Source organism: Bradyrhizobium sp., assembly GCF_030693485.1.
GTDB lineage: Bacteria > Pseudomonadota > Alphaproteobacteria > Rhizobiales > Xanthobacteraceae > Bradyrhizobium.
This window is the reverse complement of the sequence record NZ_JAUYAN010000190.1, coordinates 1-8,689: the sequence shown is the minus strand read 5'-3', so window position 1 is coordinate 8,689 and position 8,689 is coordinate 1. Positions and strand designations below refer to the sequence as shown.

At 65.0% G+C, this 8,689-nt stretch carries 13 protein-coding genes; 4 read left to right on the top strand and 9 right to left on the bottom strand.

The window, feature by feature from the left end; all coding sequences use genetic code 11:
- Positions 1 to 357: 357 nt before the first annotated feature.
- From Q8N40_RS14215 to Q8N40_RS14200, 4 genes are all read right to left on the bottom strand, one after another.
- Positions 358 to 963 (bottom strand): pyridoxamine 5'-phosphate oxidase family protein, encoded by a 606-nt coding sequence (locus Q8N40_RS14215; protein ID WP_305712270.1) that lies wholly within the window; start codon positions 961 to 963, stop codon positions 358 to 360.
- Positions 964 to 1,058: 95 nt separating this feature from the next.
- Entirely contained in the window at positions 1,059 to 1,487 is a 429-nt protein-coding gene (locus tag Q8N40_RS14210; RefSeq protein WP_305712269.1) for a DoxX family protein, read from the bottom strand.
- Positions 1,488 to 1,541: 54 nt separating this feature from the next.
- A complete protein-coding gene (locus tag Q8N40_RS14205) occupies positions 1,542 to 2,606 on the bottom strand; it encodes an alpha/beta fold hydrolase (protein WP_305712268.1) in 1,065 nt (354 codons plus the stop codon).
- A 111-nt stretch (positions 2,607 to 2,717) separates the two neighbouring features.
- Positions 2,718 to 2,963 (bottom strand): DUF2188 domain-containing protein, encoded by a 246-nt coding sequence (locus tag Q8N40_RS14200; protein WP_305321823.1) that lies wholly within the window; start codon positions 2,961 to 2,963, stop codon positions 2,718 to 2,720.
- A gap of 165 nt (positions 2,964 to 3,128) precedes the next feature.
- Between Q8N40_RS14200 and Q8N40_RS14195 the strand changes: the two genes are divergently transcribed.
- Both Q8N40_RS14195 and Q8N40_RS14190 read left to right on the top strand, forming a co-directional pair.
- Positions 3,129 to 3,395 carry a DUF2277 domain-containing protein gene (locus Q8N40_RS14195; RefSeq protein ID WP_305321822.1) on the top strand — a complete coding sequence of 89 codons (267 nt, stop codon included), beginning with the start codon at positions 3,129 to 3,131 and terminating at the stop codon, positions 3,393 to 3,395.
- A gap of 93 nt (positions 3,396 to 3,488) precedes the next feature.
- Positions 3,489 to 3,704: a hypothetical protein gene (locus tag Q8N40_RS14190; protein WP_305712267.1), complete on the top strand. Its 216-nt coding sequence runs from the start codon at positions 3,489 to 3,491 to the stop codon at positions 3,702 to 3,704.
- A gap of 185 nt (positions 3,705 to 3,889) precedes the next feature.
- Here Q8N40_RS14190 and Q8N40_RS14185 read toward each other — a convergent pair whose 3' ends face one another.
- Entirely contained in the window at positions 3,890 to 5,062 is a 1,173-nt protein-coding gene (locus tag Q8N40_RS14185) for a cytochrome P450 (protein ID WP_305712266.1), read from the bottom strand.
- Between the two features lie 7 nt (positions 5,063 to 5,069).
- Positions 5,070 to 5,837, bottom strand: a complete 768-nt coding sequence (locus Q8N40_RS14180) for an SDR family NAD(P)-dependent oxidoreductase (RefSeq protein ID WP_305712265.1) — start codon at positions 5,835 to 5,837, stop codon at positions 5,070 to 5,072.
- Between the two features lie 115 nt (positions 5,838 to 5,952).
- Here Q8N40_RS14180 and Q8N40_RS14175 point away from each other — a divergent pair, with 115 nt between their 5' ends.
- Positions 5,953 to 6,441, top strand: a complete 489-nt coding sequence (locus Q8N40_RS14175; protein WP_305712264.1) for a hypothetical protein — start codon at positions 5,953 to 5,955, stop codon at positions 6,439 to 6,441.
- Positions 6,442 to 6,460: 19 nt separating this feature from the next.
- On the opposite strand, the gene Q8N40_RS14170 is transcribed toward Q8N40_RS14175, so the two are convergent.
- From Q8N40_RS14170 to Q8N40_RS14160, 3 genes are all read right to left on the bottom strand, one after another.
- The gene (locus Q8N40_RS14170; protein WP_305712263.1) at positions 6,461 to 7,273 is read right to left on the bottom strand and encodes a M15 family metallopeptidase; all 813 of its coding nucleotides are present in this window, start codon (positions 7,271 to 7,273) and stop codon (positions 6,461 to 6,463) included.
- A 32-nt stretch (positions 7,274 to 7,305) separates the two neighbouring features.
- Positions 7,306 to 7,860, bottom strand: a complete 555-nt coding sequence (locus Q8N40_RS14165; RefSeq protein ID WP_305712262.1) for a hypothetical protein — start codon at positions 7,858 to 7,860, stop codon at positions 7,306 to 7,308.
- A gap of 145 nt (positions 7,861 to 8,005) precedes the next feature.
- Entirely contained in the window at positions 8,006 to 8,278 is a 273-nt protein-coding gene (locus Q8N40_RS14160; RefSeq protein WP_305712261.1) for a hypothetical protein, read from the bottom strand.
- Here Q8N40_RS14160 and Q8N40_RS14155 point away from each other — a divergent pair.
- Positions 8,277 to 8,689, top strand: a 413-nt coding sequence (locus tag Q8N40_RS14155) for a hypothetical protein (protein WP_305712260.1), incomplete at its 3' end; no start/stop codon positions are given. The two genes, Q8N40_RS14160 and Q8N40_RS14155, sit on opposite strands and share 2 nt — an antisense overlap.

The following is an 8,689-nucleotide window of genomic DNA, read 5'->3' as shown; positions in this document are numbered from 1 at the left end:
GGACTGACCGCAAGCTTGACACCGACGTCGGGGGTGTCAGGACCACACGATTTCGCTCGTCCGCTTCCGCGCCCTGGTCGAGAGCGCCATCCGCGTCCACCGCATCCCCGTCCCGCACTGGTGACCTTGCGCAATGCCCCTCGGAGTGGGACGGGATGGCGAAACATATAGCCTGATTTTTAATTCCGATAAACAGAATTATTTTTGCGCGAGGGACTTGACACGAATTCCGATAAGCCGAAGTGATTTGCCGTCGGGTGGATTTGTTGAATTTGCTCGGGGATTGGCTGTTTTGCGCGGGCTCGTTCATGAAAGCTTTTTTGCGCCAGCCACCGATGGATCGCGCTCCAACGTCTCTCACAGCTGCTCCCTGTAACGCGCCTCGACCACGGCCTGGCTTTCCGGCTCGCCGAGGCTGGTCTGGTCGTGGATCACCTGGGCGATGCTCGGAAGCACCGATCGTTCGACCCGGGTCTCCTGCGACCACAGGTTCGAGCGCATCAGGGCCTTGCCGCAATGGAAATAGGCTTCCTGCACGCTGATGACGAGCGCGGCGCGCGGCAGCTTGCCGAACTCGACCATCGAGGCCAGCAGATCCGGATCCGCCGAGAGCTTGCCCTTGCCGCCGACGCGCAGCGTCTCGTCGATGCCGGGCACGAAGAAGATCAGCTGCGCGAAGCCCGAGCCCTCGACGATGTTGCGGAAGCTGTCGATCCGGTTGTTGCCGGAGCGGTCCGGCATCACCAGCCGGTTCGGCCCGGCGACGTGGACGAAGCCGGGATTGCCGCCGCGCGGCGAGGCATCGACGCTGCCGTCGGAGCCGGAGGTGGCGAGCACGCAGAACGGCGACATCGCGATGAATTTCCGCGCATGCGCGTCGATCGCCGGGCGCGCCTTGGCGATCACGCGCGGCGAGGGGGCTGGATAGATCGTCTTGAGATCGCTGGCGGCAAAGTCGGTCAAGGTTCATCTCCCGCGAAGACTGCGTCGTCATGCGCCGAGGATAACATCGGGATCATCCCGCGGCCATTATTATCCATCCAGACGGCGTGATCGATCTACGATCGATGCCGCCGCCACGGCCAGTCGATCACCCCGGCGGCATACAGCGCCCACCAGATGATGACGGGCTGCAACGCCAGCCGCGGACCGTGATAGAGCCAGCTGCTGGCGATATAGGGCAAATCGATGCCGTCGATCGCATGCTTGAAATTGGCGGGCCAGACGCTCAGCGCATAGGCCGCCAGCGCCACGCCCGCCCACCAGCGCAGCGGCTTCGTCACCAGCGCGGCGGCGCCGGCCAATTCGCACAGCCCGGTCAGCAGGATGACCTGCGGCGCGAACGGCACCCATGACGGCGTGATCGCGAGCAGCTTGTCCGGCGCCACCAGATGCGCCGCTCCCGCCGCCGCGTAGAACGCGGCGAGGATCCAGCGCATGACGGCGCGGTGGGTGTCGGACCGTTGATGCGGTCGCTCGGAAGTCATGCATGCCGTTAACAGTTGCGGCGGTCCCGCGCCATCCCCCGGTGTGCGTCTGTCTCACATCGTCCGCCGCGGCGCCGTCTGCAGCAGTTCCTGCAGCTGCTTCGCATAGAACTTCGCATTGCCTGTGGTGAGGTGGCCGCGCGTCTCCGTGGAGGCAGGGATCAGATGGAGCTTGCCGTTCCTGATGCGCTTCATCGCGGCGTCGGTGACGCCGGTTTCCGGTGGATTTCGCTCATCGTCGGCGGCGTTGATGGCGAGCAGCGTGGCCGCGATCTTTTCCAGCCCCGCGGACGGATTGTAATCCTGCGAGGACGCCCATGCATAGACGAAGTCGTTGGCGTCGGCCGTCACGGCCGTGGCCAGCCGGTCGTTGACCATCTTGTCGGCCTTGTCAGCGGTCGGCGCCTGCGTCTGGTAGGCCAGCGTGCCGCCGGCCGAGGCGATGCCGTAGGCGTGGATGGCGTATTTCATCATGCGCGGCTGCGCGGTGTAATTGCCGCCATTGTAATCGGGATCGCTGCGGATGGTTTCCAGCATGATCCGCCGCAGCATCCAGTTGCGCGCGGCCATCTCGGTCGGCTGCGACGCCATCGGCACCAGCACGTCCATCGCTTCGGGATATTTCACGCCCCAGATCCATGCGTGCATGCCGCCCATCGAATTGCCGATCACCAGCCGCAACTGCTTGATGCCGAGACCCTCGCTGACCAGGCGGTACTGGGCGTCGACCATGTCGTCGTAATTATATTTCGGGAAGGCCGTCTTCATGCCGTCCGACGGTTTGGAGGATTTGCCGTGGCCAATGCTGTCGGGGATGATGATGTAGTATTTGGCCGAGTCCAGCGGCTGGCCGGCGCCGAACAATCCGCCGGCGAAGGAAGGCGTCAGCATGCTGGCCGCCGAGCCGCCGGTGCCGTGCAGCACCAGCACCGGCTGGCCGGTCGGCTCCCCGATCGTGGTGTAATGCAGCCGCAGCTCCGGCATTGTATCGCCGGTGTGGAATTTGAAATCCTTCGCGATCCAGCTGCCCTGCTTCGGCGCCGGATAATCCGCGGCCATGGCCGCGAACGAGGCCAAGGTCAGGGCGGCCGAAAGCGCCGCGGGCGAAATGAATTTCATGATGCTCTCTCCCTGATGCAGCCGCTTCGCGGGGCCGCTTGGCAGGGAACCTAGCACGGCGGCTGTTTCTTCGTCACGGGATCGTCGAACAAGGTGCGCCGCCGCCCGCTTCTATCGCTTGTCTTCGACGTCGGTGTCGGGACGGTCGCTGCCCTCGGCGGTTTCGGTGCGCCATTTGCCGTCGGCGGTCTCGTATTCGATCGCCTCGGTGCGTCCGGGCACGCGCTGCTCGGCGGCGACGCGCCTGGCGGTGGCCAGCGCCACGGCTCGGGTGGGAAACGGTTCCGAAAACACGCCGTTGACGGTGTAGGCCCAGCCGCCGTCGTGCTCGACGATCCTGTAGGTGACGTGGCTCATGTGGAACTCGCTTGCTGGCTGACGCTGCGGGCTGCGGCAGGGATGAACGCGCCGCCCATTCTATGCCAAATTGCGGTCGCGATGTAGGTCTTGCCGCCGGCTATTCGTCCTCGTTTCGAGAGAAACTGACGCCGACCCGGGGCAGCCGGGCGAGGGAGACGACAAATGTGCCGCAACATCAAGACGCTGTTCAATTTCGAGCCGCCCGCGACCGGGGACGAGATCCACGCCTCCGCGCTGCAGTTCGTGCGCAAACTGTCGGGCTTCAACAAGCCGTCGCAGGCCAATGCCGAGGCGTTCGACCGCGCGGTCGCCGAGGTCACCGATTCGGCCCGGCGGCTGCTGGCATCGCTGCACACCCACGCGCCGGCGCGCGACCGCGAGACCGAGGCTGAAAAGGCGAAGGAGCGTTCGCGGCTGCGGTTCGGTTGAAGGACGGGGCAGGAGTTGCGTGACGCGCCTCACGGTGCGGCGCGGCGATGGCGGGCAGGATGGCTGGACGCTTTCAGCCGTCGGAGAACAGCCATGAACGCCATCACCCGATTGAAACTCAGTTCCATCCTGTTCACCGTGTTGTGGACCGGCGGCATGCTGTGGTGGAGCGGGGCGTATCAGTCCGCCAATTTCATCATCCTGTCGGTCTGCGGCGCCCTGGCCGGTTACCTCTGGTACCGCGCGATGCGCTGGCAATTCCAGCTGATGGGCATGCTGCCGCGCAACGACAGCGCGGAAACGCGGTGAGGTCCACGCGCCAGTACCTGGAATCATAAATCAGTACGGCTGCCCATCCTTCGAGACGGCCACTTCGTGGCCTCCCCAGCATGAGGTTAACTTGCTGAAACACAACAACCTCATGCTGAGGAGCGAGCGTCGCGAGCGTCTCGAAGCATGGGCAGCAAGCGACTCACCGATCTTGCATAGTTGAACTAGCTCACGTCCCACCGCACCGGCAGATTGAGCAGTCCGCGGAACGCCCAGCCGCCGATCCGCACCGGCTCGCTTTCGTCGAGCCGCAAGCCCTTCAGCCGCGCGAACACGCCCGGCAGCGCCACGTCGGCGACCATCGCGCGCGAGGCGAAGGCGCCGGCGCAGTAATGCGGGCCGGCGCCGAACGCGATGCTCTTCCTGGTATCGCGGGTGACGTCGAAGTCATCAGGGTTGGCAAAGCAGGCCTCGTCGCGATTGGCCGAGCCGAACATGAAGAACACGCGATCATCAGGCTCGAAATCGACGCCGCCATAGGACCACGGCTTTGCCACGCGGCGCGGCGACATCCCGATCGGCGCGATCCAGCGGGCGTATTCCTCGAACACGTCGAGCCACTTTGCTTTTCCTTCGCGCACCAGCGCGAGCTGCTCCGGATGGGTCAGCAGCGCCCAGACCGTGCCGGCGATGGCGTCGCGCGGCTCGTTCTGCCCGCCCGAGATCGCGAGCTTGATGTTGGCGCGGATGCTTGACATCGGCATGCCCGCCGCCAGCAGCACGCTGAGGATCGAGGTGTTGGGATGCCTCGTCACCATCGGGATCATGTCGTCGATCGCGGCGTCGATGCCCGCGGTGGCGGCATGGCAGCGTGCTTCTACCTGCTTGTTGCCGGTATAATTGGCGATGCCGTCGATCATCGCCTGCGACCACGCGTCCATGTCCGCAAAGCGCATGTTGGTGAGGCCGGTGACGTCCTTCAGGCATTCGGCCGACAGCGGCAGCGCGAACGCCTTGCAGAGATCGGCGCGGCCTGCCGGCGCCAGTTCGTCGAGGATGCGGTCGGCATGGGCCTGGAACTGGCGGCTCCAGGTGTCGCGCACGGTGCGCGGCGACACCGAGGGAAACATCGCCGCGCGTTCGGCCATGTGCGCCTCGCCGTCCTTGCGCATCATGTTGTGGCCCATCAGCGTGTTCATCAGCCCGGCCGGCTGGTGCGAGGAGAACACGTCGATGCGCTTTTCCTGGCTGAAGATATCGTCGCGCCGGGTGAACACGGTGGAGCCGAGCTGCGGCACGAACGCGATCGGCGCCTCCTTTCGCATTCGCGCCAGCGCCGGATAGGGATCGGCCCAGAAGCTGGCGACGTCGATGTCGAAATGCGGGGCGTTGGACATGGGATGTTCAAATCGTCCGGTAGCCGCCATCGACCATCACGATCGAGCCGCTGACATAGGCCGACAGATCGGAGGCGAGGAAGATCGCGGGGCCGACGATGTCCTCCGGCTTGCCGGGGCGCCCGAGCGGGGTGTGGTCCATGAATACCTTGACCAGGTCCGGATTGCTGGCGCGCACCTTCTCGTTCAGCGGGGTCTCGATGAAGCCCGGGCCGATCGCGTTGGCGCGCACGCCGTCCTTGCCGAGTTCGGCGGCGAGCGCCTTGGTGAAGCCGAGCACGCCGTGTTTGGAAGCGGTGTAGGCCGGCGAACTCGGCGTGCGCAGATGCACGAAGGACTGGATCGAGCCGATATTGACGATGCGGCCCCTGGCGGCGCGCAGGGCATCGAGAAACGCGTAGGTCACGTTGAACACGCCGGTGAGGTTGATGGCGATGATGTCCTCCCAGTCGCTGATCACGGCCTCGGGCGCCCCCAGCATGCCGTTGCGCCGCGCGATGCCGGCATTGTTGACCAGGATCGAGACTTTTCCGACGGTGTCGGCGATCTTCTTCGCGACCGCGATGCAGTCCTCGCGGTTTGTCACGTTCAGCGCAAAACTGTCCGCCTTGCCGCCCGCGCTGCGAATTTCCTGCGCCGCCTCGGCCGCCGCCTTCTCGTTCATGTCGAGCAGCACCACTCGCGCGCCCTCGCGGGCGTAGCCGAGCGCGATCGCGCGTCCGATTCCGGAGGCGGCGCCGGTGACGACCGCGATGTGGTTCTGGAGCAGGGGCATGGGGGTTTCCTCGGTGTTTTTGGTTTTTGGGATGCAGACAAACTAGTTCAAAATATCGGGGGCGGAAACGGAAAGCTTTACCGCCGCGCTGTATTGATTCCGCCCGGTAGTGACCATGGATAGCAAGTCAGGCGAATGGCAGCTCGAACTCGAGCGGATCTGGCAGGCCGCCGCGCCTGACTGGCGCGAAGCCGCGCGCCTCACCGAGGTGATGGCGCGGACCGGCGCCGAGCTGCTGCTGCGGCAGGCGGCCGCCCAGGCGCTGCCGATCCTGCGTCACGCCGCGGCGGAGGGCGCCGACCCCGCGATCACCGACGCCGCGCGGCGCCGCCTCGGGGTCATCCGCGAAGTCCTGCATACGCTCGCTACGCCAAAATTCGGCCGCCGCGACATTCCGCTGAAGACGCTGGCGCCGGAGCAGCGGCATCGGCAATTGCTGGGCCTGCCGCTCGACCGCCGCCTGTCCGCGCCGGAAATCCACCGCGCCTGGAAGCGCGCCGCCAAATCCGCGCATCCCGACGCCGGCGGCAGCGCGCAGGCGTTTTTGGCGCTGTCGGCGGCGCGCGAGGCGCTGATCGCGGAAGTGAGATTCAGGCGGGCGTAGGGTGGGCGAAGCGGAGGGGTCATACGTTCACATTGGCAGTCTTGAACGTACCTTTGGCGACGGCCTTGGCTGCCTTGACCTTGTCGAATTCCCAGTGCCAGGGCTCCCTGTTGACGGTCCGGATGAAGCCGAGCGCCGGGCCGTTCTTCTTCAACCATTCGTAGACCGGATCGCCGTCGCCGCCGGCAACCCTGATGTCGAACGCAATGCCGTTTTGATGCTTTGAAGTGCCGGGGGGCGCTGCGGTGTTAAAGCCGGGCAGGTGCTTCTTGAAGCCCTCGAACAGCAGCTTCTGTTCCGGATATGATCGGAATCCGCTGTTGATGGCAACCAGCACATTGCTGGTCGCCGCCGCTTTCACCAAAGCGAGATAGGGCTCCAGGGTGTCGAGCGCGAGACGTTCGATCTCGAGCTTGACGTCGACGATCTCCACCAGCGTTCGCTGGCCGAGAAAACTGCCGCCCGCCCATGCCGCATTGGGTCCGAACTTTCCGGCGCCGGGCGCCGGCGGCAATTCGCCCAGCGTTTCGTTGACGAACTTGCCGGCGAGATTGCGGGTCGAGGTCCAGCCGTGTTCGGTCGTTCCGTTCAGCGACATCGCATGGCCGAACACGATCGAACCCGAGGTGCCGGTGCGGACGATCTCGATATCGTCGATCTTGACCTTGGTATTCTGCGGGATCTTCCGGATGTCTCCAATTGCTGCCCCCTCTGGCAGCGGCTGGCCGGCAGTGAAGGTCAGGAAATTCATCAGGTCTCCCGGCTTGCGCAGCCGGGCATCCGGATCGGCGACCGTAAAAATCTTGTCGAGATAGCTGCTGGTGTGGCTCATCGCCCGTTCCCTTGCGCTTGCGAGGCCGTCACTCAGGGCTCGCCATCGATGACTAGAAAGGCCCTCGGTATTTTCCTGCCGTTGCGGTCCGGAAAATCCGCCCCGAGATAATTTTTCAGGTTGCCGATGACGGCGATCACCCTGCTGCGACTGGAACTGTAGGCTATGGGTTCGTTGGCGTCCGGCAACGAGGTGCACAAATTGATGCATCCGACGCTGGCCAGGAAATCGTGCCCGGGATGGATCAGGATTTCGTAGCGATCAGCGGTATCGCCGACCTCGAGGGCGGGCTTGGGAGCGGCCCCGACAGACGCCGAACTGGAATAATTCCACGTCGCATAGTTGCCCGGCGCCTGCGTCCACAGCGTATACCGCCCTTCCTCGATACGCTTGCCGTTGTCCGCCGGAACGTTGGCGCCCGGACCCTTGGCTTCCGCCGTGACGCCGCGCATGCTGGCTCCGGTCTGGGCCACGCCATCGCGATAGACTTGATATGTCCCGACGGTGCGCCGTCTGCCGTCACTGGCCCGGCGTTGCACCGTCTTGCGGACGATATAAAATTCCCACCCCTCGCCGGAAATCGGCATCACCGCCCTCCATGCAAACCACAACTATTGGATGCCGTTTCAAAACTGTCAACCTGGAAGGCGGCATGTTGCCGAGGCGTGAGAAATGGATGGGCACGGCGCCATCAGGCGCGCGTGCCCATCTTCTCCGCCGATCGAACTTTTGTCAGAGCTTGCAGGCGCCATTCTTCATCGCGCCGTCCGTGACGGCCAGCGCATCCCGGATCTCCTGGAATGGCCGGGTGGGGAGCCCTGAGGCCCAGGTGCCCCGGATATCGAATGAGTGTTCCGGCCCCGCATCTGGTTCGATGCGGCGATCATGGAACCCGCCATCGGCGTCGGGCCGATGGCTGATCCGGGCAGCGCTTGCTACTGTTGCGATAACGATTCGATTGCACCGCATGACTGCCTGCAACATCCCCGAGGGAACCCGATCCATGCACATCTCATCCGCCATCCGTGTCGCGCTGCTCACGCTGACGGCTTTCGCCGGCACTGCCCTGTCCTCCGCCTCGCATGCCGACGAGGGCAGCGTGCAACTCACGATCTACAAGGCGGGCTGGGTGATCGGCGGCTCCGGCGGCAGCGGCTCGCTGAGCTTTCGCGGCCGCAACTACGCGCTGTCCGCCGGCGGCCTCGACTACGGCCTGGTGTTCGGCGGCTCCAAGACCGTGCTGCGCGGCCGCGTCAGCAACATCAACCGCCCCTCCGACGTCGCCGGCGTCTATGGCGCGGCCGGCGCCGGCCTCGCCGTCGGCAGCGGCGCCCGCGCCATCGTGCTGACCAACCAGAAGGGCGCGGTGCTGGAACTGTCGGGCCGCCAGACCGGGCTGATGGCGAATGTGGATCT

What these genes read in the sequence shown, in the direction of transcription:
- Q8N40_RS14175 (WP_305712264.1), top strand. Translation starts at nt 5,953, where the DNA reads ATGGATAGCAAGTCAGGCGAATGGCAGCTCGAACTCGAGCGGATCTGG.
- Q8N40_RS14195 (WP_305321822.1), top strand. Translation starts at nt 3,129, where the DNA reads ATGTGCCGCAACATCAAGACGCTGTTCAATTTCGAGCCGCCCGCGACC.
- Q8N40_RS14210 (WP_305712269.1), bottom strand. Translation starts at nt 1,487, where the DNA reads ATGACTTCCGAGCGACCGCATCAACGGTCCGACACCCACCGCGCCGTC.
- Q8N40_RS14180 (WP_305712265.1), bottom strand. Translation starts at nt 5,837, where the DNA reads ATGCCCCTGCTCCAGAACCACATCGCGGTCGTCACCGGCGCCGCCTCC.
- Q8N40_RS14170 (WP_305712263.1), bottom strand. Translation starts at nt 7,273, where the DNA reads ATGAGCCACACCAGCAGCTATCTCGACAAGATTTTTACGGTCGCCGAT.
- Q8N40_RS14160 (WP_305712261.1), bottom strand. Translation starts at nt 8,278, where the DNA reads ATGGATCGGGTTCCCTCGGGGATGTTGCAGGCAGTCATGCGGTGCAAT.
- Q8N40_RS14190 (WP_305712267.1), top strand. Translation starts at nt 3,489, where the DNA reads ATGAACGCCATCACCCGATTGAAACTCAGTTCCATCCTGTTCACCGTG.
- Q8N40_RS14205 (WP_305712268.1), bottom strand. Translation starts at nt 2,606, where the DNA reads ATGAAATTCATTTCGCCCGCGGCGCTTTCGGCCGCCCTGACCTTGGCC.
- Q8N40_RS14165 (WP_305712262.1), bottom strand. Translation starts at nt 7,860, where the DNA reads ATGCCGATTTCCGGCGAGGGGTGGGAATTTTATATCGTCCGCAAGACG.
- Q8N40_RS14200 (WP_305321823.1), bottom strand. Translation starts at nt 2,963, where the DNA reads ATGAGCCACGTCACCTACAGGATCGTCGAGCACGACGGCGGCTGGGCC.
- Q8N40_RS14185 (WP_305712266.1), bottom strand. Translation starts at nt 5,062, where the DNA reads ATGTCCAACGCCCCGCATTTCGACATCGACGTCGCCAGCTTCTGGGCC.